Below are 20,795 nucleotides of genomic sequence, written 5' to 3'. Positions count from 1 at the left end.
ATTTGACAAAGAGTCCAGTTTTCTGGACACTTGATTTATGGACGACCCCGAAGAGCTGACGATCTCGACCCCGCTGCACTTCCGGGCGCTCGGGCACCCGGTCCGGCACCGGCTGCTCTTCGCCCTCGGCCGCGGGACCGCGACCCTCAGCGGCCTCGCGGCCGAACTCGGCGTCAGCAAGGGCAGCGCGGGCCACCACCTGAAGGTCCTGCTCGAAGCCGGGCTCGTGCGGCTCGACAGCACCCGCCAGGTCAGGGGCGGCACCGAGCAGCACTACCGGCGGGCCGCAACGAAACTCAACTTCGACGACGGCGAGACCACCAAGGCGGCACTCGCGGCGGTCGCCGACGAGATGGCCACCGACGACGACTCGCTGTTCATCCTGCGGAGCGTCCGCCTGGGCCCGGCGCAGGCGCAGCGGCTGCGCGAGACCCTCGAAACGCTCGCCCACGAGGTCGAGGACGAGGAGGGCGGGGCCCGCCACGGCGTCCTCGTCGGCTTCTACCGCCCCGGTCGGGTCAGTCGCGGCTAGCGCGGCCGGACTCGTACGCCCACATCGCGGCCTCGACCCGGTTGCGGACGCCGAGCTTCGCGAGCACGCCCGCGATATGGGTCTTCACGGTGCCGAGGGAGAGGAACAGCCGCTCGCCGATCTCGGTGTTGGTGAGCCCCTTGGCAAGCAGCGCGAGCACCTCCTCCTCGCGGGCGGTGAGCGGCGCGGACGGCTGTCGCACCGTCCTGGCAGGACGCGAGAACTCGCCGAGGAGCCGCAGCGTGACCTGCGGGGCGATGAGCGCGTCCCCGTTCGCGGCCGCGCGGACCGCCTCGCCGATCAGGTGCGGGCCCGCTTCTTTGAGCAGGAACCCCTTGGCACCGGCCCGGAGCGCGCCGTGCACGTACTCGTCGAGGTCGAAGGTCGTGATGACCACTACCGCGATCGGCTCCGCGACACGGTCGCCCGCCAGGAGCGACGTGACCTCGATGCCGTTCAGGCCCGGCATTCTGATGTCCACAAGGGCCACATCGGGGCGGACGCGCTGCGCGAGCCGCACCGCCTCCACGCCGTCTACCGCCTCGCCGACGACCTCGATGCCCGGCTGCGCGTCGAGCAGCAGCCGCAGGCCCGTGCGCACCGGCTCCTGGTCGTCCGCCACGATCACCCGGATCATCGCCTGTCCCCCAACGGTAGTGACGCCCGCAGCGTCCAGCCGCCGTCCGGGTCCGGACCGGCGTGCACGGCGCCGCCGAGCAGCGCCGCCCGCTCCGCCATGCCCCGCAGTCCGTGGCCGTCACTGGACGCCGACCGCACCGGCGCGCCGTCGTCGCGGACGACGATGCCCGCCGTCTCCGCCTCGACATCGACTGATATGTCGACAGTGGAGGCTCCTCGGGCGTGGCGGCGCGCGTTCGTGACGCCCTCCTGCGCGATCCGGAACAGCGTCGACGCGACGACCACCGGCAGCTCCCCCGGCGCCGCGATCCGCACGGTCACCTTGGGCGGACCCGCATCGGCGAGGCGGGCGAGCTCCGCGAGACCGGCGGTGGGCGCGAACTCGGCGGGCGCGCGCAGCGTCCGCACCAGCGACCGCATCTCCCCCAGCACCGCCTGCGCCTCGCGCTCGATCACCTCCAGCGAGTCGGACACTTGCTCCGAGTCCGCGACCGCCACCTGCGCGCGGATCACGATCGCCGAGACGTGATGCGCCACAGTGTCATGGAGGTCCCGGGCCAGCGCCTCGCGCTCCCGCGCCCGGACCGAGTCGAGCAGCCGCGCCCGCGATTCCAGGCGCTCGCGCCGCAGCGCCCCGATCAGGCAGGCCCCGCCCATGAACGCGACCCCGGCCGCGATGTCCGCCACCGGATCGCTGCCGAGCGAGCCTGACAGCACCAGCCCGGCGGCGGTCGCGGCACCGCCGATCATCCTGTCCCGGCCTGAGCCCCAGCGGAACAGGGCGTACGGGACGGTGAGGAACACGAACGTGGCGACGAGCGCGTCCGGTTCGAGTTCGGCGGCGGCGTACGCGGCGGCGAGAGCCGAGGTCGCGCAGGCGAGGACCACTGTGCTCGCGAGCGGCCGGGTCCGCCGCCAGAGCAGGGCCGGCAGGATCGCGATCGTCGCGATCGTGGTTGCGACCGGCCATTCGAGGTCGGGGCGGACGGCGCCTTCGATGATGCAGGCCAGGGCGGCCAGGCCGACGAGCACGGCGTCGCGGGCGCGCGGGCCGTCGGCTCCGGCGGCGCGGGGCCGCGACCACGCGCCGGTCACGTTCCGCTGCAGGGCCTCCACGCCGATCATGCGTTCATCGTCGCAGGCCGCCGGGAGGCCTTGCGCCTGCGGGCGATCACCCATTCGGCGACGAGGGCGTTGGCGAGCCATGCGGCGTCCATCTGGACGAGCCGCGCGAGTTCGCTCGGTTCGCCGAAGAGCAGCAGCGGCGGGCCGGAGGTGAGGACCTGGGTGCCCGCGCCGAGGGCGAGGGCGTAGGCGCGGACCATCCAGGAGCCGTGGGCGAAGTAGTCGCGCCGTCCGATCGCGGCGACCCCGAGGGCGAGGCAGGCCAGCATGGCCGTGCCGACGATGTAGCGGGAGACGGCGACGGCGCGGTCGTCGATGGAGGGCGTGTCGTAGAACGCGGTCATCCACAGCCCGGTGAGCGCGACGAGGAGCCCGGCGGGCACGAGGAGGTAGCGGCCTGCGAAGCGGTGCCAGGCGTTGCGGTTGCGGCGCAGGCGCGGCAGGAACTGGAAGGCGCCGACGAGGGAGTAGACGAGGGCGCCGATGACGTGGAGGACGACGGGCAGCGGTGTGCGCATGAAGCGGGCGTTCGCGGCGGTTTCGTTTGCGCCGGTGGCGATCTCGTCGATGCGGACGACGCCCGCGATCGAGGGGATGAGGGCGAGGAGCAGGAGCCCGGCAGCGATGGGCCATTCGCGGCGCGGGCGGGGTTCGAGGCGGGGAGTGTCCATGGCTCAATCCTGTGGGCCGCGGCCCCGCTGCCGCTTCAGCCATGTGGCCTAGTTCGGGCGCGGCCGCGCTTTTCCGAAACTTTCGAATGTTTGGGCCGAAAAATCTCCGATAGTTTTCCGGAAGTCATTGACACGTTATCGAGCCGCGGTCCACGATGGTCACTATCAATGAATAGATGTTCATCGATGCGGTTTGACCTTCAGGCCAACCGCCCGGCACCTTCGCAAGGAGTCAGGATGTCCACGGACAACCCACCCCCCGGCCTCTTCAGCCGCCGCGGCCTGCTGCTCGGCGGCACCGGGGCGCTCGCGCTCGGGGCCTCCGGGCTGCTCCTGCCCGGCTCGGCCCAGGCCCAGCAGGTCATCACCACCAACCAGGAGGGCACGCACAACGGCTACTACTACTCGTTCTGGACCGACAGCCAGGGCAAGGCGTCGATGACCCTCGGCGCGGGCGGGAACTACAGCAGCTCCTGGAACGGCGCCAACAACTGGGTCGGCGGCAAGGGATGGGCCAACGGCGGGCGCCGCGTCGTCGACTACACCGGCACCGTCAACCACGGCAGCAACGGCTACCTGGCCCTGTACGGCTGGACCTCCAACCCGCTCGTCGAGTACTACATCGTGGAATCCCACGGCCCGTACAACCCCAGCAGCGGCGCCACGCAGCGCGGCACGGCCACCATCAACGGCGGCACGTACTGGCTCGGCCAGTCCACGCGCTACAACGCCCCGTCCGTGGAGGGCACCAAGACCTTCAACCAGTACTGGAGCGTCCGCCAGGGGGCCCGCACCTCCGGCACGATCGACACCGGCGCCCACTTCGACGCCTGGGCCCGCGCCGGGATGAACCTGGGCGCCTTCAGCTACTACATGATCATGGCGACCGAGGGCTACCAGTCCACCGGCAGCTCCAACATCACCGTCGGCAGCACCGGCGGCGGAGGCGGGGGCGGCGGCACATGCACCGCGACACTCTCGGCCGGGCAGCGCTGGAGCGACCGCTACAACCTCAACGTGACCGTCTCCGGCAAGAGCGACTGGCGGACCACGCTGAACATCCCCTCCCCCGCGAAGGTCATCGCGACCTGGAACTGCAACGCGACCTACCCGACCGCGCAGCAGCTCGTCGCCACCCCCAACGGCAGCGGCAACACCTTCGGCCTCACCATCCAGGCCAACGGCAACTGGAACTGGCCGACAGTCGCCTGCGGTTAGCGGAACGGGCTCCGGGGCGAGCGGATAGTCTCGGCCCGGAGCCCGTTCCCTTTCCTGGAGGCACGATGAGCATGCGGACGTTCACCACCGAGGACTACGCCGCCCGGATGCGACGCGCCGCCGAGGCCGCGGCCGGGTCCGGCCTCGCCGGACTGCTGATCACACCCGGGCCCGACCTCGCCTACTTCACCGGGTACCGCCCGCCCGCCGACACCGAGCGCCTGACGATGCTCGTCATCGCCCCGGACCGCGACCCGGTGCTCGTCGTGCCGCGCCTGGAGCGCCCCGACGCCGAGCACGCCGACGGCGCCGCCGCGATCGGGTTCGCGGACTGGACCGACAACGAGGACCCGTACTTGCTCGCCGTGCGGCTCATGGGCGCCGGGGGCCGCTTCGGCGTCGCCGACAACGCCTGGGCCATGCACGTCCTCGGCCTCATGGACGCCGCGCCGGGAACGTCCTATGCGGCGCTGTCGCGGGCGATGCCGATGCTGCGCGCGGTCAAGGACGCCGACGAACTCGAGCGGATCGCGGCCGCCGGGGCCGCCGCCGACGCGACCTACCGGGAGATCCTCAAGGCGCCCTTCAAGGGCCGCAGGGAACGCGAGGTCGCCGCCGACCTGGCCGACCTCCTTCGCGCGCACGGGCACGAGCAGGTCGACTTCACGATCGTCGCCTCCGGGCCGAACGGCGCGAACCCGCACCACGAGGCCGGGGACCGCGTCATCGGCGAGGGCGACGCGGTCGTGCTCGACTTCGGCGGCCTCAAGGACGGCTACGGCTCCGACACCACCCGCACCGTCCACGTCGGCGGCGAAGTGGACAAGGAAGTGCAGCGCGTCCACGACCTGGTGCGCGAGGCGCAGCAGACCGCGTTCGAGGCCGTGCGGCCCGGCGTCGCCTGCCAGGACATCGACAGGGCCGCAAGGAAAGTGATCGAGGACGGCGGCTACGGCGAGTGGTTCATCCACCGCACCGGCCACGGCATCGGTCTCACCACGCACGAACCGCCGTACATGGTCGAGGGCGAGGTCAACACGCTCGTGCCCGGCATGTGCTTCTCGATCGAGCCGGGGATCTACCTGCCCGGCCGGTTCGGGGTGCGGATCGAGGACATCGTCACGGTGACCGAGGACGGCGGCCACCGGTACAACGACACCCCGCACGAGCTGGCCGTCGTCGGCTGACGCCGCGGACCCTCTGCGAAGCGTGTCGCCGCGCTTCGCAGAGGGATCGGCTACGAGCGGGCGCGGTCGATGATCGCGGTGCCGAACGGCGCGAGTTCGAGCGGGCCGTCCGCGAGGTCGACGACGGCCGGGGCCGGGTTGTAGTTCTGGACGAACACGTGGTCCGTGCCGCCGTCGGTGCGGACCTGCGCGGTCACGCCGTCAGGGAGGTCCGCGTCCAGCGCGCGTTCGACCCCTGTGGACGCGATGAGCCCCCGGTAGAAGTCGCCTAGGAAGTCGTCGCCTGTCCGGGCCGCGATGAAGTACGCCTGGCCCTCGCCGCGCGCGTTCACCGTGAGCGCCGGGCGCCCCTGGTAGAAGTCGGCGCCGTACGCGCCCAGGACCTCGGCGGTCTCGGCGTGCACCAGCTCGCACAGGTCGAACGCCGGGTAGCTCCGGCCCTCCCACTCGACCGAGTTCCGGTCGTCCTCGTAGAGCGCGTCGATCTCCTCGCACCACACGCCGAGCGTGTCGCGCAGCGGGCCGGGGAAGCCACCGGTGAAGGCCTTGTCGTTCTCGTCCACATAGCCCGTCGCGTAGCTGGCCACGAACGTGCCGCCGCGCTGCACGAACGCGTCAACGGCCGCGGCGACGCCGGGGCGCAGCATGTAGAGCATCGGCGCGACCAGGACCTTGTACCGGTCGAGGTAGCCGGGCTCGGCGATGAGCGAGGAGTCGATGACGTCGGTCGGGACGCCCTGCTCCCAGAACGCGCGGTAGTGGTCCACCACCGTGGCGTGGTAGCCGGTCTTCTCCTGGAGCAGGCCCTTCATGTCGTCCAGGGCCCAGCGGTTGTGCCAGTCGAAGACCACGGCGACCTCGGCCGGGGTGTCGGTGCCGACGACCGCGTCGAGCTCTTTGAGGCGCGCGCCGACCTCGGCGACGTCGCGGAAGACCCGGGTGTTCTCAGTGCCCTCGTGGTCGACGATCGCGCCGTGGAACTTCTCCGAGCCGCCGCGGCCCTTGCGGAACTGGAAGTACTGCACGGTGTCCGCGCCGTGCGCGACCGCCTGGAGCGACTGCTGCAGGTGGACGCCGGGCCGGTGGAGCTTGGCGACCGGCCGCCAGTTCGTGGCCGACGGCGAGGACTCCATGAGCATGAACGGCTTGCCTTTGAGGCTGCGCGTCAAGTCGTGGTGGAAGCCGGCCTCGGCCCCGGTGCGCACGTCCTTCCCGGTGCCCGACCACTGCGGGTAGGAGTCCCACGAGACCACGTCGAGGACTTGGGCGAGGCGGAAGTAGTCGATGCCGGGGTAGGTGCCCATGAGGTTCGTCGTGCACGGCACGTCCGGCGTCGCGGCCTTCAGCGGCGCGGTCTCGTGCAGGTAGAAGTCCACGAACTGCTCGGTCGTGAACCGCATCCAGTCCAGGTGCAGGCCGTGGATGTCCTGCTCGCCGCGACCGTGCGGGCTCGGGGACTCGATGTGTGACCAGTCGGAGTAGGTCTTGGACCAGAACGCGGTCCACCAGGCTTCGTTCAGCGTGGCGAGGTCGCCGTACTTGTCCTGGAGGAACGACCGGAAGCGCTCCTGGCACAGGTCGCAGTGGCACTCGCCGCCGTACTCGTTCGAGAGGTGCCAGAGGCCGAGCGCGGGGTGCGCGCCGTACCGCTCGGCCAGCGCGGTGTTGATCGCGAGGGTCTTCTCGCGGTACACGGGCGAGGTGAGGCAGTGGTTGTGGCGGCCGCCGTGGCGGTTCTTCGAGCGGTCGGCGTTGACGCGCAGGACCTCGGGGTAGCGGTGGCTCATCCAGCCGGGGCGGGCGCCGGAGGGGGTGGCGAGGACGGCGGTGATGCCGTTCTCGGCCATAAGGTCCATGATCTCGTCGAGCCAGCCGAACTCGTACCGGCCTTCTTCGGGTTCGAGTGCGGCCCAGGCGAAGATGCCGACGGAGAGGGTGTTGACCCCGGCGAGCCGGGCGAGGCGCATGTCCTCTTTCCAGGTCGTGTCCTTGGTCCGGAGCCACTGGTCGGGGTTGTAGTCGCCGCCGTGCAGCATGTGCGGCACGCCCTTGACGATGGGGTCATGGCGGACGATCTTCCTGGTCACGACGGGGGTGCTCCTTCGGTCAACGGTCTGATTTACCGGTACAACGTACGGTGCCGGTGACGGGTTGTCAATCGGCTTCGGGCCTTCAGCGGTGGCGGGCTTCGACGTGTCGGGCGACCTCCTGGAACGCCTGCAGCACATGGCGGACGGCGAGGCGTTCGGCCTTGTCGGGGCGGGACATCGCGGAGATGTGGCGCCGGGAGGGGATGCCGGTGAGCTCGCGCAGGACGAGGCCGCCGCCGGTGGGGGTGGTGAACCGGGGCAGGACGGCGAGCCTGCGGCTCCCGGCGACGAGGGATTCGACGAGGCGGTTGTCGCGGAGGCGCTGCACCACTTGGAGGGGGACGCCGGTGAACCGCTCGATCGACTCCACGACGGAGTCGAACGGGTAGCCCTTGGGGACGCCGATCCACTCCCAGCCGGGGAGGTCTTCGGGCCGGACCGAGTCCTGTGCGGCGAGCGGGTGGTCGGCGGCCATGGCGATGTCGAGGGGTTCGAGCGCGAGAGGCACGACGGTGAGTGCGCCCGCGCCGGTCGGGCGGGCGGTGGTGAAGCTGTGGGCGATGACGATGTCGTTGTCGAGGGCGAGGTCGGCGAACTCGGCTTCGGCGAGGTCGAAGTCGCCGCACCGCAGGGAGATCGCGGTGGGTTCCAGGCGGCGCATGACGTCGGCGAACAGGAACGCGGCGGCACTGGGCAGGGCCGCGACGCTGACGGTGCCGCTCGGTTCGCCCCGGAACCGGTCCCAGCGGGCCCGGACCTGCTCGACCGCTGTGGCGATGTCGGCGCCGCCTTCGGCGAGGAGCCGGCCGGCCTCGGTCAGGCGCAGGCCGCGGCCCGAGGGTTCCACTAGGGCCATACCGAATTCGCGGCCCGCGGCCTTCAGCTGCTGCGAGACCGCCGACGGGGTCCGGTGTGCGGCCTTGGCCACAGCGGTGACGCTGCCGCGCAGGGCCAGTTCGCGGAGGAGTTCCAGGTGGCGCACGTCCATGAAGCGATGCTACAACGTGCCTGTAGCACTTTTCAATTGTGCTTTACAGTCGCGTCGCGCATGATGGGCCCATGCCCATCCGCCACATCCTCCTCGCCCTCGCCGTCGCCCTCGTGTGGGGCCTGAACTTCATCGCCATCGACGCCTCCCTCGCGCACTTCCCGCCGATGTTCCTGGTGGCCTTGCGCTTCGCGCTCATCGCCGTTCCGACGATCCTGCTGGTGCCGCGCCCGGACGTGCCGCTGCGCTGGCTCGTCGGGTACGGCCTCGGCTTCGGCACCGTCCAGTTCGCGTTCCTGTACTGGGGCATGGCGACCGGGATGCCCGCGGGGCTCGCCTCGCTCGTCCTCCAGGCCTCCGGGCCGTTCACGATGCTCCTGGGCGCGACGTTCCTGCGCGAACGCGTGACCGGCCGCCAGGTCATCGGCATCCTCATCGCCGTCGGCGGCTTCGCGCTCGTCGGCTGGCAGCGGGCCGAGCAGGCCAGCACCATCCCGTTCCTCTTGACGCTCGCGGGCGCGCTCGGCTGGGCGATCGGCAACATCTGCAACCGGCAGGCCAAGGCCGCCAACCCGTTCCACCTCACGCTGTGGATGACCGTGGTGCCGCCGGTGCCGATGCTGGCGCTCGCGCTCGCAGTGGAGGGCCCGGCGCGCATCGGGGAGTCGCTGACGAGCTGGGACGAGCCGGGCGCGGTCGGGGCCGTCGTCGGGCTGCTGTACACGGTCGTGATCGGCACGATCCTCGGTTCGGGCATGTGGACGTGGCTCATGGCCCGCCACCGCGCGGGGGTCGTGGCGCCGTTCTCGATGCTGGTGCCGATCGTGGGGATGACCTCGGCGTGGCTGCTGCTGGGCGAGAAGGTGTCACCCGCCGCGATGCTCGGCGGCGTCCTGGTCGTGGGCGGGGTGCTCCTCGGCAGCGCGGCGTTCGGCCGCGCCGCGCGTGCGCCCGAACCGGAACCGGAGCCCGCCCGGGTCTGACGACGCGACCGGGCTCGCCGACCGGTCTGATTCGCAGGACAGGCCCTAGGCTGGGTCCCGACACACGGTGCGAGGGCGGGTCGATCATCCGCCGCACCGGCAACGGCGAAAGGCGGACTGACCGATGGCTGACGACGACCTGCAGCGGCGACGGGACCTGATCGGCGACCTCGGCGGCGAACTGCGGTCCCTCATCGAGACCGCCGTCCGCACCGACATGTCGGCCGAGACACTGCAGGAGCTCGTGGGCGAGGTCAAGCGGCTCGAAGACCGGTTCACCGGGGCGCGGCGCGAACGCTCGCACCTCCCCGACGTCGACGTCTTCCCCGGCGGCCTGCGCGTCTACAGCCCCGCGTCCGGGCCCGGCAACCCTTTCGCGCCGCCGCTCCAGATCGTGCCGGACGCCGAGGGCGTGACCGGGCGCTGCACCCTCGGCGTCGTCCACGAAGGCCCGCCCGGGTTCGCGCACGGCGGCGTCACCGCCATGCTCCTCGACGAGGCGATGGGCTGGGCCTGCTACGCGGCGCAAATGCCCGCCATGACGATCTCCCTTGAAGTCCGCTACCGCGGGCCCGTCCCCATCGAGGCCCCGCTGCTGCTGCGCTCGCGCATCACGGCCACAGTGGACAGGAAACTCACCGTGGAAGCGCGGCTCAGCGCCGAAGCCGACCCGGAGGCCGTGCTCGTCTCCGGCACCGGCGTGTTCATCGCGCCGGACCTCGAACAGGCGAAAGCGCTGTTCCCCGGCGCGAAGGGCTTCGCTGCGGACGCTCCGTGACGCCGGGCCGGGCCCGGACGTAGGATCGACCGGCCGCCGCGGCCCGTGCGAACGCCTGCGCGGCAGGCGGTGCAGCGCGCGGACTTCGGAGGTGGACCAGTGGCATCACGGCGGGTCACCGTGTACGACGTCGCCGAACGGGCGGGCGTCTCGATCGCGACCGTGTCGTTCGCGTTCCGCCGCCCCGACCAGGTCCGCGAACGCACCCGCGACGCCGTGTACGCCGCCGCCCGGGAGCTCGGCTACGTCCCCAGCGGCTCCGCCCGGGGCCTGGCGGCGGGCCAGACCGGCACGCTCGGCCTGCACGCCTTCGACCTCCTCATCGACCGCGCCCTGGAGGCGGACGCCGGCGCGGTGCCGGTCTCGACCCTGGACCTCAATGAGTCGGCGATCCCGTGGGACCGGCTCGACGACGAGGCCGCCGCCGACCCCCGCGCGTTCCCGCTGTATGTGGACGAGATCCAGCGCGGGTTCGAGCTCGAATGCCGCCGCCTCGGCAGGCCGGTCCTCCTGTCCCGCAGCTCGGACGCGATCGCCGACGTCACCGAGACCGCCGGGCGCGTCGACGGGCTCGCGGTGTTCGCCTCCGACCCCTCGGCGGCGGCCGTCGCCGCGCTCACGCAGGTGTCCAAGGCCCTGCCGGTGGTGCTGTTCAGCCTGCCGCCCGGCGTGGACGACCCGCACCACCGCATCCTGGTCGACAACCGGGGCGGCATGACCGCGCTCGTCGAGCACCTGGTCAGTGCCCACGACGCGACCGACCTCGAGTTCGTCGGGGGGCTCACCGAGGCCGACTACGGGGAGCGGTTCACCGCGATGCGCGAAGCCCTGCTGGCGCAGGGACTACCGGCCCCCGAAGCGCCGCTCGACCAGTCGCCGCTCGGCCGGGGCCGCGCTTTGGAGACCCTGCGGGAACGCATCGGTGAGCGGCGCCTGCCCCGGGCGCTGGTGTGCGCGAGCGACCAGCTCGCATTGGCCGTTATGGACCTCCTGCAGGACGCTGACCTGCGCGTTCCCGAGGACGTGATCGTCACCGGCTTCGACGGCGTCCTCGCGGGCCGGCTCGCCAGTCCCTCGCTGACCACGGTGCGCCAGCCGATGGAGGCCATGGGCCGCCTCGCGGCCCGCCTGCTCTGCGAGGAGACCCTGGCCCCGTCAGCGGCGCCCAGGATCTTCCGCCTCGGGACGCGCTTCTACCCGCGGGCCAGCTGCGGCTGCGCCTAAGTTCCTTACTGCGGCAAGGACTTCAGGCCGTCGAACATGACGGCGAGGACCTTGCGCGGATCAGCGGCGGCGTTGCCGCTGTGCCGCAGCGACAGGAGCACCCCGGACAGGACGGCCATGAGGTCGGCGAGGCCGATGTCGCCGCGCACCCCGCCGTCGCTTTGGGCCCGGGCCAGGAGCGCGCCGATCTCGCCGCGCAGTTCGTGCGCGCCGCCGGAGGTGACGGCGCGGAGGTCGACACCGGAGTCCGTGAGGGCGTCGACGAGGTCGGCCTTCTCTGTCGCGTCGGCGACGACGGCGTCCAGGACCGCGAACAGGGCTTCGGCGGCGTCGTCGGCGTCGCGCAGCTCCCGGGCCCGCTCGATCAGCGAGCCGAGCCGGTCCTGGACGACGGCCTCGAAGAGCGCGCTCTTGGTCGGGAAGTGGCGGTAGAGCGTGCCCGGGCCGACCCCGGCGCGGCGGGCGATCTCGTCCAGCGGGACGGCCGTGCCTTCGGCGGCGAAGGCCTCCTTGGCCGCGAGCAGGACTTTCTCCCGGTTGCGGCGGGCGTCAGCGCGCATGCGTGCCTCCTCAGGTCGGCCTTCAATAAGCGGGGCGCAGTCTCCGGTTACACTGGAATACAACCGGGGCGCAGTCTCCGAATATATGCGCTGCTGCGCGGACCACGAAGGAGACCCATGGACACGACGAAGACGGCGTTCCTCGCCCTCGATTTCGCCACCTACATCGTCGAGAACTTCAGCCACGACCCCGCGGTCGCCGAGCAGGCCGCGCTCGCGCTGGCCGGGGCCCGCGAAGCGGGCCTGCCGGTCTTCCACGTCGTCCACGAGGCGATGCTCGGGCAGCTCCACCCGGCGACGGCGCCGGTCGGCGGCGAGCCCGTGATCGGCAAGGCGACCCTCGGGGCCTTCGCCACGACCGACCTGCACGACCGCTTGCAGGCCAAGGGCATCGGCAGCATCGTCGTCGCAGGGGTCGCCACTTCGGGGACGGTGCTCTCCACCGCCCGGTGGGCGTACGACGCCGGGTACGAGGTGGCGGTCTGCGCCGACGCGTGCGCCGACCCCGACGCGGGCGCCCACGCCGCCCTGCTCGACCCGACCGTCCATCCGGAGAGCTGGCTCGGCCTGTGGCGCATCGCCCGCACGGTGAAGGCGAAGGAAATCGCAGGTCTCGGCCCCGAAATCAGCTAATTCAATCAACTGCCTTAATTTGTGCTACGGTTGCGGTCCGTCCGCCGACCAAGGGTCGGCCAGCGAAGGAGACAGCGATGAAATCAGTGATCGTCACCGGGCCCGGCAGTTTCGAGGTGCAGGAGGTGCCGGTGCCCGAACACGGCCCGACCGGCGCGCTCATCCGCATGCGCGCCTGCGGTATCTGCGGCTCCGACGGCTTCTACATCACCATCGGCGGCATCCCGCCGCTCCAGGGCGCCACTCCCCTGGGCCACGAACCGGTCGGCGAGGTCGTCGCGGTCGGCGCGCAGGTGCAGGGCCTCAAGCCCGGTGACCACGTGGTCGTCAACCCGATCGGCCCCGGCTCCGGCCGCATCGGCAGCGGCGGCCCGCAGGGCGCGCTCTCGGAGTACCTCACCGTCGAGGACGCCGAACTCGGCCGCAACCTGGCCCTCGTCTCGGACGACGTGCCCTGGGAGATCGCCGCGCTCGTCGAGCCCATGTCCGTCGCCCGCCACGCCGTCAACCGCACCGGCGTGAAGCCCGGCGACAAGGTCGCGATCTTCGGCGCGGGGCCGATCGGCCTCGGCGCGGCCATCGGGTTCAAGCTCAGCGGCGCCGCGAGCGTCGTCGTCGTCGACGTGCTCCCCGCCCGCCTCGAGAAGGCCCTCGCCGTCGGCGCCGACGCGGTGATCAACTCCGCCGACGAGGACGTGGCGGCCCGCCTCACCGAACTCCACGGCACCGGAACGACCGCCATGGGCAAGCCCCGCGCAGGCACCGACATCTACCTCGACGCCGCGGGCGTCCCGGCGGTGATCGACACCGCGCTCGCCGCCGCGAAGCAGCACGCGACGCTCGGCATCGTCGCCGTCCACAAGAAACCCGTCGAAGTCGACTTCGGCGCCGTCCTCGACGCGGAGGTCAACATCGTGACCTCGATGGGCTACCCGACCGAGATCTTCCAAGTGGCCGAGGAGATCAGCGAGCACTGGCAGCGCTTCGCCCCGATCGTCAGCGACGTCTTCCCCTTCGACGAGGTCGAGGCCGCCATCGCCAAGGCGACGACCCCGGGCGCGGCAGACAAGGTCGTCGTCACCTTCGACTGACCGCGCGGCGCGGTCCACTACGCTGCGGCGCATGGACCCGATCTTCCGGCTCTCACCCGAGTCCCCTTTGGCCGCAGCCGTTGCAGCAGACTGGGGCCTGCTCCCACTGCGGGTTCCGGCAGGCTGGCACGTCGTCTACAACGAGCTTTCGGCGCGGCGCCTGCCGGACGGGCGGGTCGAGGCCAACGACTCCGAGGATTTGTACTGGGCGCGTACTGCGATGCAGGGCCGGGAGGTCGGCATCGACGCGGGCTGGTACGGCGGCCACGGCTTCCGCGTCGTCGTGCTCGACCCCGACTGGGCGCACGAGCGGGCCTCGTTCACCACGCCCGACCTCGGCGAGCTCGTTGCGACGCTTGAGGCTTGGATGGCGCTGATCGCGCAGCGGGGAATACTGCCCTAGCCCGGCTCCCCGGCTGCGGCTCGCTCGCGGGCGGCGAGGATGTCGGGGACGTGCTCCTGGGCCCACTGCCGGACCGCGCGGAGCGGCACCAGCAGGGAGCGGCCGAGGTCGGTCAGGGCGTACTCGACGTGCGGCGGGTTGCCGCCCAGGTCGGTGCGGACGAGCAGGCCGTCGGCCTCCATCGCGCGCAGGGTCTCGGTGAGGGCCTTCGAAGTGATCCCGCGGATGTGCGCCTTCAGCTCGGTGAACCGCATCGGCCTATCTTCCAGGGCGTTGACGATGAACACCGTCCAGCGCGCCCCGATGCGGTGCAGCACGGTGCGGCTCGGGCACGTGGCCGCCATGACGTTGTACGCCTTGCCCATGGATCCTCCCGGTAGCGTTGCGTATACCGGTTGCAAATGTATACCGTCTCGGTCGTGAACCAACACCTGCACGTCGTCGCGACCCGGCGCGGCTGATCCCATGGCCGACAACAAGATTCGCGTCCGCGCCCTGGTCCGCGCCTCGGGAGGGCCGCGCTACGCCGCCGCCCTGGCCGTCGACGCGATCGGCACCGGACTCCTGCGGCCCTTCCTGCTCCTCTATGGAGTCACGGTACTGGGGCTCTCCGCACCGGCCACCGGCATCGCCATGACCGCGGGCATCGTCGCCGGGCTCGTGTGCATGCCCGCGGTCGGCCGCTGGCTCGACCGGGGCGCACGAAGCACCGTGGTGGCGGCCTCGATGCTCGTGCGGGTCCTCGGCGTGGCGCTGCTGCTGGCCACCCCGCCGGGAACCGTCTGGCTCTTCGCGACGGCGGCGCTCTTCCTCGGCATCGGCAACCAGGCCTGGCCCGCCGCCCACGCCGCGCTCATTGCCACCGTCGCCCGAGGCCGCGAACGCGACGCCGCCCTCGCGGCAGGCCGCGCCCTGCGCAACGCCGGCCTCGGCGCCGGTGCACTGCTCGCCACCGCGTTCCTCGCGGGCGGTGCCACGGCGCTGCAGGCGCTGGCACTGGTCACCGGCATCGCCTACCTCGCTGCGGCGGCCCTGGCGTGGTCGGTCCGCGTGCGCGCCGATCCCGCCGCCGCGGTCGCGGACGAAAGCAGCGGGCCCGCGCCCCGGATGCGAGGGCTGCTGGCCGCCAACGTGATCTACGTGTTCTGCCTCAACGTCCCCGAGATCGCGGTCCCGCTGATCCTGGTGACCCAGATGCACGCGTCACCGGTGTGGGCGGCGGCCGTCTTCATCGCCAACACGGTCCTGGTCGTGACCCTGCAGGTCCCGGTCACGGTCCTGCTGTCGCGCTTCCCCCGCCGGTCCGTGCTCGCCTTCGCCGGGGTGGTGCTCGCCGCGTCCTACCTGGGCTTCCTCGCGGCCGGATTCCTGGAGCCCGGCTGGGGCGCCCCGGCAGTAGCGGCGGTGTCCGTGGTCTGCACCCTCGGCGAGATCGTCTACGCGGGCAGCGCGACCGCGCTCGTGACTGCACTCGCCCCGGCGCATGTCCAGGGCCGGGCACTCGCCCGGTTCCAGGTCTCCACGGGATTCGGCCTCGCCGCGTCCCCGGCGGTCATCACCGTCCTCGCCGCCCACGGGCCGCTCGCCCTGTGGGGCAGCCTCACCGCCGCGACCCTCCTTGCCGCAGCCGCCGTCGACCGCGAGCGGCCCCGGCGCCGCGCCCGAACCGGTCCGCCAGCGCCCGCTCGGACCCTACGATCGGTTGCAGGATCGGGACCGCGCCGCGCTGCCGGGCGTTCCCGCAGGTCCGGACGGGGGAATCATGGCAGAGCCGCCAGCAGGCCGTTACATGCTCGACAACGACGCGACCGAGGCGCCGGGCCGTTTCGAGGTCCTGGAACGGCACTACGACCCGCACACCAGGTCCTGCCTGGAACGCCTCGGCATCGGGCCGGGCCTGCGGTGCCTGGAGGTCGGGGCGGGCGGCGGCTCGATCGCCTCGTGGATGGCCGACCGGGTCGGCCCGGCCGGCGCGGTCCTCGCCACCGACGTCAAACCGGCAGCGAGCGCTTCGGCCCGGCGCGCGAACCTGCGTCTCGTCCGGCACGACATCGCCGTGGAGGAGCTGCCCGAGCGCGGGTTCGACCTCATCCACGCCCGGCTCGTCCTGATCCATGTGCCCGGCAGGCTCGACGCGCTCGCCCGCCTGGTCGCGGCGCTCAACCCGGGCGGGTGGCTGCTGCTCGAAGACTTCGACACGGTCCGCGTCCCGGTGCTCCGTACACCGGACGCGGCGGCGGCGGTGCTGTTCGGGCGCGTCCACGACGCGTTCAGGACCGTCCTCGCCGACGGCGGCGCCGATCCCCTGTGGGCGGAGAAGACCGCCGGGGCCATGCGTGCGGCGGGCTTGACCGGTATCGGCACCGACACGTTCACCGAGACCTGGACCGGCGGGGGTTCGGGTATCCGCCTGCACCAGGTCAACACGGAGCAGCTGGCGGCGGACCTGGCGGCGTACGGCATCGCCGAGCAGGAGCTGCGGCGGTTCTGGCGGCTGCTGGCCGATCCGTCCTTCGCGATCGGCTCCTATCCCCTCGTCTCCACGTGGGGCCGACGCCCGTCCGGGTCCTGAACGTGAACGAGGACGCCCCGCCTTCAGCACGAAGGCGGGGCGTCTTTGCGGTTCAGCGGTCGGTCACTCGCCCGAGGGCGCGTTGATCACGACGCCGCTGGGGAGCGGGGTGCCGAAGTTCGGGGTGCCGTCGGCGTTCCACGTGATCGGCTGGACGCGGGTCTCGCGGGTCGAGCCGCAGCCCTGGGCGGAGGTGGTGTTGGCGTGGTAGACCAGCCACTCCTCGGTGCCGTCGGGCGAGGTGAAGAAGCCGTTGTGGCCGGGGCCGAAGGCGCCGCCGCCCTGCTGGAGGACCGGCGTCGAGGTCTTGGTCCAGGACGAGGCGGAGAGAGCGTTGGAGCCGGTCAGTTCGAGCAGGCCGAGCTTGTAGTCGGGCGTGTTGCACGAGGAGGCCGAGAAGGTCACGAAGGTGCGGCCGCCGTGCTGGAGGACCGCCGGGGCCTCGTTCGTCCTGCCGCCCTGGATCTCCCAGCTGTAGGTGGGCTGCGAGATGGTGACGTGCGAGCCGGACACGGTCCACGGGTTCGACATCAGCGCGATCCGGATGGACTGGTCGGCGCCGACCCACTCGGACCACATCAGGTAGAGGCTGCCGTTGACCTGGAGGTAGGAGCCGTCGATGTTCCACTGGTTCGGCAGCGGCGTGGCCATGAACTCGTACGGGCCCATGGGGGTCGAGCCGGTCGACCGGAGGACGTGGAGCTTCTGGCCGTCGAAGTTCGTCTGCGAGTTCCCGGAGGTGTACATGAGGTACCAGACGCCGTCGATGCGGTGGAACTCCGGCGCCCAGTGGGAGCAGCAGCGGCTCGCGGTGGCCGAGTCGTCCCAGACGACCGTGTCGGTGGCGGTCTTGAGGCCGTTCAGGGTCGTGGCGCGGCGCATGGTGACGGTGGAGTCCCAGGTCGTGGTCGCCATGTAGTAGTACCCGTCCCAGTACTCGATCCACGGGTCGGCGCCGTTGGAGCGCAGCGGGTTCGAGACGGTGGCCTCGCCGGAGGCGGGGACGGCGTCGAGGCGCCACTTCTGGGCGTTCAGGCCGTTGTAGGTGTACTGGGAGATGCGGGCGCCGTCGCTGGTGGACCACTCCCAGAGGTCGAGGGCCTTGCCGGAGAAGCGGTTGATGAAGCTGAAGGTGCCGTCGGCGTGCTCGGTGACCGACCACTGCTGGTTGGTGCCGCCGAGGTCGGTCCACTGGGAGATGGTGGCGCCGTCGGCGGCGTTCCACTCGAAGACCTCCAGGACCTGGCTGGAGTGCCGGGCCTGGATCTTGTAGTAGCCGCTGCCGACCGAGACGAACTGGAACTGCTGGCAGGTGCACTGGTTCGGCGCGTACTGGTTGAGGATCGCGCCGGTCGAGGTCGAGGCGTTGAGGATGTCGAGGGCCTTGCCGGAGTGGGCGCTCGTGATCGTGAACCAGGTGCCGGTGGTGATCGCGGCCTTCGCGGGCTTGGCGGTCGCGACCGAGAGGCCGAAGGCCGCGAGGGCGGCGATGAGGACGAACACGACGAGTGCGCGGCCCCGGCTGAGGGATATGGACATATGGCGCTCCAATCGGAGTGGCTACAGGTGTGAGGGAGGGGCGCACGGGCAGGGTGCACCCCCGGTCAGCGGCTTGTTCAGCCACTGCTCAGCCGGTTCGCAAGGAGTTCGATATCGGGATATTTGTGTCTGTCAATAGAACCGGGAATCGAAGCGTAGCCGAGGATTACCGCTAACACAATGGTTCTTACAACGTTGAAGGAAATTTTTTCGGCAGCGCCTCGCCCGGCCGGTGCCCGCGCGGCATCGCTGCACCATGGGGCATTTCCCTCTGCCCGAACGCCCGCACCGGATTCCGGGGGAACCCGGGCCCGCCGCCATAGCCTGGAAGCATGGTGAAGCGTGGGCCCGTCGAGCGCGATGACGAACGCGCGGCGGCGGCCCCGCGCGGGACCGCGCGCGCTCCCGGTGAGGAGCACGCGGCGGGCTCGTCGGCGGACCTCTTGCGCCTGCAGCGCCGGATGGGCAACCGCGCGGTCGGGCAGCTGCTCCAGGGTGGGCAGAAGTCGGTCCAGCGCAGCGCGGCCGCGCCGATCGCCCTCCAGCGCAAGCTCCCCGACCACATCGACATGTTCTCGATCGACCTCATGGCAGGCCGTCGAGACGCGCGCCGCGGCCCGGCGTACGTCGAGCGAGATGCTTGTCGCGCTTGACGAGTGCCGACAGGCGATCGAGGCGCTGATGCCCGAGGCGCTCGGGGTGTACCACAGCTTCGACTCGCTCGCCGCCTCCCGAACGGCCCGCGGCTCGGGGACCGTGCTGAGCGCCGAGCAGGAGGCCGAACTCGAATCGGTGGCGCAGAACGGCAAGCGCACCAGGACGTTCCTCGAGCAGCACCTCGAGCAGATCGACCGGAACCGCGCCGCCGTCCAGAGCGGACACTTCGACAAGATCTACAAGCCGGTCCACGACGCCCTGCACCAGACGCAGATCTGACCGCGCCCTCAAGCGCCGACCCCGCATCGACAGCGCATTCGACCCGGCCGACTTCGACACCGCCTACGCCCCTCGGCGGGGCCTGCCGCGAGGCCCCGCCGAGGGCGTCCGCTGTCAGGGCACGAGCACGTAGCGGCCGCGGACGCCGCCCTCGGCCGCCGCCTTGTGGGCCTGGGCGGCCCGGTCGAGCGGCAGGACCTCGTGGACCCGCGTCGGCAGGCCGCCCGAGGCGGCGCGGGTCAGCAGCTCGCCCAGCCGCGCCGTGTCGGGCTGCACCTGAAGCGTCTGCACCGCGATCCCGCGCTCGGGCGCGGGCACCATGTTCGGGCGGACGCCGACGAACGTGCCGCCGTCGCGGACCGGGGCCAGGCCCCACGCCTGCAGCGAGGAAGTGTCGACGACCGCGTCCCAGCCCGAACCCGCCTCGGTGGCGAAATCGGCGCCGAGACTCCGCACGAAGGTCTCGTCACCGGCGCGGGCCACGCCCGTGACCTGCCAGTTCCGTTCGCGCGCAAGCACGACCACGCCGGCCCCGATGAGTCCGGCCGCACCGGCGACCAGCAGGCGGGCGCCCTCGGCGGGCGCAGCGCCGAGCAGGTCGACGATCTGCGCCGCGCTGAGCCCGGCGAGCGGCACCGTCGAGGCCGCGACCAGGTCGAGGCCGTCCGGCACCACCGCGACATCGGCGGCGTCCACGACCAGCTGCTCGGCGTACGTCCCGAAATCGCGGTCGAATCCGAAGACGGCACCGGCGACGCGGGTGCCGATCCCCAGTTCGACCCCGGCCCCGACAGCACTGACGGTCCCGGAGAAGTCCCAGCCCAGGCCGGTGTGCTCGGGCTGGGTGATCAGCCCCAGCCCGTGGAAGAAGCCGCTGGCGACGCCCAGGTCGGTGGGGTTGACCGGCGCGGCGGCCACCTCGACCCGCACCTGGCCGGGTCCCGGTTCGGCAAGGGGGACATCGATGACCGCGATCGCGTCCGGTCCGTAGGGGGCGCGGACGACGGCTGCGCGGAAGGTGGCGGTGTTCATGGTTTCGGCTCCTGCCGTTCGGCGGTGACTTGACTACTTCACTATGGCTGTGTAACTCTCCAATGGGAAGTACGCACTTTGGAGTGCGTAAGCCACCCGCAGGCAACCAGGAGGAGCCATGCCCACCATGACCGCGGCCCAGCAGCGCGAGCAGGCCCAGTTCGAATACAACGCCTACCTGGCGGCCTGCCCCAGTCGTCAGCTGCTGAGCCGGATCTCCGACAAGTGGGTCGCGCTCGTCCTGGCCGCGCTGGGCGGGGACGGGGCAGGCGGCGACGGCTCGGGACCGAGGCCGATGCGGTACTCGGAGCTGTCCCGTCGGCTCGCCGGCGTCAGCCAGAAGATGCTCACCCAGACCCTGCGCTCCCTCGAACGGGACGGCCTCCTCACCCGCACCGTGACCCCGACGGTCCCCGCGACGGTCACCTACGAGATGACCGACCTCGGCCTCTCCCTCCACCACCTGATGCGCGGCATCAAGGACTGGGCCGAGTCCCACATGGACGAAGTCCTCGCCAACCGCGACACCTACGACGGCCGGGCGACCTGACCTGCTTCAGAACTGGATCATGACCTTGAGGGCTTCGCGGCCGT

General features: G+C 71.5%; 22 protein-coding genes and 1 pseudogene. 14 read left to right on the top strand and 9 right to left on the bottom strand.

Going from position 1 to position 20,795, the window contains the following annotated elements:
• The first annotated feature begins 37 nt into the window (after positions 1–37).
• Positions 38–532 carry an ArsR/SmtB family transcription factor gene (locus ACZ60M_RS11595; RefSeq protein WP_465417175.1) on the top strand — a complete coding sequence of 165 codons (495 nt, stop codon included), beginning with the start codon at positions 38–40 and terminating at the stop codon, positions 530–532.
• On the opposite strand, the gene ACZ60M_RS11590 is transcribed toward ACZ60M_RS11595, so the two are convergent.
• The 3 genes from ACZ60M_RS11590 to ACZ60M_RS11580 are packed head-to-tail and all read right to left on the bottom strand — an operon-like array spanning position 519 to position 2,967.
• On the bottom strand, positions 519–1,169 hold the full coding sequence (locus ACZ60M_RS11590; protein WP_465417174.1) for a response regulator: 651 nt from the start codon (positions 1,167–1,169) through the stop codon (positions 519–521). The two genes, ACZ60M_RS11595 and ACZ60M_RS11590, sit on opposite strands and share 14 nt — an antisense overlap.
• A complete protein-coding gene (locus ACZ60M_RS11585) occupies positions 1,166–2,296 on the bottom strand; it encodes a sensor histidine kinase (protein WP_465417172.1) in 1,131 nt (376 codons plus the stop codon). Before ACZ60M_RS11585 ends, ACZ60M_RS11590 begins: the two co-directional genes overlap by 4 nt.
• Positions 2,293–2,967 (bottom strand): DUF2306 domain-containing protein, encoded by a 675-nt coding sequence (locus ACZ60M_RS11580; protein ID WP_465417170.1) that lies wholly within the window; start codon positions 2,965–2,967, stop codon positions 2,293–2,295. Before ACZ60M_RS11580 ends, ACZ60M_RS11585 begins: the two co-directional genes overlap by 4 nt.
• Positions 2,968–3,204: 237 nt before the next feature.
• Between ACZ60M_RS11580 and ACZ60M_RS11575 the strand changes: the two genes are divergently transcribed.
• Positions 3,205–4,185 (top strand): glycoside hydrolase family 11 protein, encoded by a 981-nt coding sequence (locus ACZ60M_RS11575; protein WP_465417169.1) that lies wholly within the window; start codon positions 3,205–3,207, stop codon positions 4,183–4,185.
• Between the two features lie 65 nt (positions 4,186–4,250).
• Positions 4,251–5,372: a M24 family metallopeptidase gene (locus ACZ60M_RS11570; protein WP_465417167.1), complete on the top strand. Its 1,122-nt coding sequence runs from the start codon at positions 4,251–4,253 to the stop codon at positions 5,370–5,372.
• A 50-nt stretch (positions 5,373–5,422) separates the two neighbouring features.
• Here ACZ60M_RS11570 and ACZ60M_RS11565 read toward each other — a convergent pair whose 3' ends face one another.
• The gene (locus ACZ60M_RS11565; RefSeq protein WP_465417229.1) at positions 5,423–7,408 is read right to left on the bottom strand and encodes a beta-galactosidase; all 1,986 of its coding nucleotides are present in this window, start codon (positions 7,406–7,408) and stop codon (positions 5,423–5,425) included.
• Positions 7,409–7,544: 136 nt separating this feature from the next.
• The gene (locus tag ACZ60M_RS11560; RefSeq protein WP_465417165.1) at positions 7,545–8,450 is read right to left on the bottom strand and encodes a LysR family transcriptional regulator; all 906 of its coding nucleotides are present in this window, start codon (positions 8,448–8,450) and stop codon (positions 7,545–7,547) included.
• 71 nt (positions 8,451–8,521) lie between these two features.
• Between ACZ60M_RS11560 and ACZ60M_RS11555 the strand changes: the two genes are divergently transcribed.
• The 3 genes from ACZ60M_RS11555 to ACZ60M_RS11545 all read left to right on the top strand — a co-directional run bounded on the left by ACZ60M_RS11555 (position 8,522) and on the right by ACZ60M_RS11545 (position 11,435).
• On the top strand, positions 8,522–9,433 hold the full coding sequence (locus ACZ60M_RS11555) for an EamA family transporter (RefSeq protein ID WP_465417164.1): 912 nt from the start codon (positions 8,522–8,524) through the stop codon (positions 9,431–9,433).
• 124 nt (positions 9,434–9,557) lie between these two features.
• Positions 9,558–10,211 carry a PaaI family thioesterase gene (locus ACZ60M_RS11550; RefSeq protein ID WP_465417162.1) on the top strand — a complete coding sequence of 218 codons (654 nt, stop codon included), beginning with the start codon at positions 9,558–9,560 and terminating at the stop codon, positions 10,209–10,211.
• 99 nt (positions 10,212–10,310) lie between these two features.
• The gene (locus tag ACZ60M_RS11545; RefSeq protein WP_465417160.1) at positions 10,311–11,435 is read left to right on the top strand and encodes a LacI family DNA-binding transcriptional regulator; all 1,125 of its coding nucleotides are present in this window, start codon (positions 10,311–10,313) and stop codon (positions 11,433–11,435) included.
• Positions 11,436–11,440: 5 nt separating this feature from the next.
• On the opposite strand, the gene ACZ60M_RS11540 is transcribed toward ACZ60M_RS11545, so the two are convergent.
• Positions 11,441–11,995, bottom strand: a complete 555-nt coding sequence (locus ACZ60M_RS11540; protein ID WP_465417159.1) for a TetR/AcrR family transcriptional regulator — start codon at positions 11,993–11,995, stop codon at positions 11,441–11,443.
• Between the two features lie 117 nt (positions 11,996–12,112).
• On the opposite strand from ACZ60M_RS11540, the gene ACZ60M_RS11535 reads away from it, so the two are divergent.
• From ACZ60M_RS11535 to ACZ60M_RS11525, 3 genes are all read left to right on the top strand, one after another.
• Positions 12,113–12,628 carry a cysteine hydrolase family protein gene (locus ACZ60M_RS11535; protein WP_465417158.1) on the top strand — a complete coding sequence of 172 codons (516 nt, stop codon included), beginning with the start codon at positions 12,113–12,115 and terminating at the stop codon, positions 12,626–12,628.
• Between the two features lie 77 nt (positions 12,629–12,705).
• The gene (locus ACZ60M_RS11530; protein ID WP_465417156.1) at positions 12,706–13,719 is read left to right on the top strand and encodes a zinc-dependent alcohol dehydrogenase; all 1,014 of its coding nucleotides are present in this window, start codon (positions 12,706–12,708) and stop codon (positions 13,717–13,719) included.
• A 31-nt stretch (positions 13,720–13,750) separates the two neighbouring features.
• On the top strand, positions 13,751–14,122 hold the full coding sequence (locus tag ACZ60M_RS11525) for a hypothetical protein (RefSeq protein WP_465417155.1): 372 nt from the start codon (positions 13,751–13,753) through the stop codon (positions 14,120–14,122).
• Here ACZ60M_RS11525 and ACZ60M_RS11520 read toward each other — a convergent pair.
• On the bottom strand, positions 14,119–14,487 hold the full coding sequence (locus ACZ60M_RS11520) for a winged helix-turn-helix transcriptional regulator (RefSeq protein ID WP_465417153.1): 369 nt from the start codon (positions 14,485–14,487) through the stop codon (positions 14,119–14,121). The two genes, ACZ60M_RS11525 and ACZ60M_RS11520, sit on opposite strands and share 4 nt — an antisense overlap.
• Before the next feature lie 100 nt (positions 14,488–14,587).
• On the opposite strand from ACZ60M_RS11520, the pseudogene ACZ60M_RS11515 reads away from it, so the two are divergent.
• Both ACZ60M_RS11515 and ACZ60M_RS11510 read left to right on the top strand, forming a co-directional pair.
• Positions 14,588–15,781 (top strand): annotated as a pseudogene (locus ACZ60M_RS11515) (MFS transporter); the annotation flags it as partial.
• A gap of 103 nt (positions 15,782–15,884) precedes the next feature.
• On the top strand, positions 15,885–16,694 hold the full coding sequence (locus tag ACZ60M_RS11510; RefSeq protein WP_465417151.1) for a class I SAM-dependent methyltransferase: 810 nt from the start codon (positions 15,885–15,887) through the stop codon (positions 16,692–16,694).
• A gap of 63 nt (positions 16,695–16,757) precedes the next feature.
• On the opposite strand, the gene ACZ60M_RS11505 is transcribed toward ACZ60M_RS11510, so the two are convergent.
• Complete coding sequence (locus tag ACZ60M_RS11505) at positions 16,758–18,233, bottom strand: family 43 glycosylhydrolase (protein ID WP_465417149.1); 1,476 nt, start codon at positions 18,231–18,233, stop codon at positions 16,758–16,760.
• Positions 18,234–18,565: 332 nt separating this feature from the next.
• Here ACZ60M_RS11505 and ACZ60M_RS11500 point away from each other — a divergent pair, with 332 nt between their 5' ends.
• Entirely contained in the window at positions 18,566–18,886 is a 321-nt protein-coding gene (locus ACZ60M_RS11500; RefSeq protein WP_465417148.1) for a hypothetical protein, read from the top strand.
• Positions 18,870–19,169 (top strand): hypothetical protein, encoded by a 300-nt coding sequence (locus ACZ60M_RS11495; RefSeq protein WP_465417147.1) that lies wholly within the window; start codon positions 18,870–18,872, stop codon positions 19,167–19,169. The genes ACZ60M_RS11500 and ACZ60M_RS11495 overlap by 17 nt, the downstream gene beginning before the upstream one ends.
• A gap of 114 nt (positions 19,170–19,283) precedes the next feature.
• Here ACZ60M_RS11495 and ACZ60M_RS11490 read toward each other — a convergent pair whose 3' ends face one another.
• Positions 19,284–20,201: a zinc-binding dehydrogenase gene (locus tag ACZ60M_RS11490; RefSeq protein WP_465417145.1), complete on the bottom strand. Its 918-nt coding sequence runs from the start codon at positions 20,199–20,201 to the stop codon at positions 19,284–19,286.
• A 118-nt stretch (positions 20,202–20,319) separates the two neighbouring features.
• On the opposite strand from ACZ60M_RS11490, the gene ACZ60M_RS11485 reads away from it, so the two are divergent.
• Positions 20,320–20,751 (top strand): winged helix-turn-helix transcriptional regulator, encoded by a 432-nt coding sequence (locus tag ACZ60M_RS11485; RefSeq protein WP_465417144.1) that lies wholly within the window; start codon positions 20,320–20,322, stop codon positions 20,749–20,751.
• Positions 20,752–20,795 lie beyond the last annotated feature (44 nt).

It is taken from the genome of Glycomyces sp. NPDC050141 (assembly GCF_055586545.1).
This window is presented reverse-complemented; position numbering and strand designations above follow the sequence as displayed.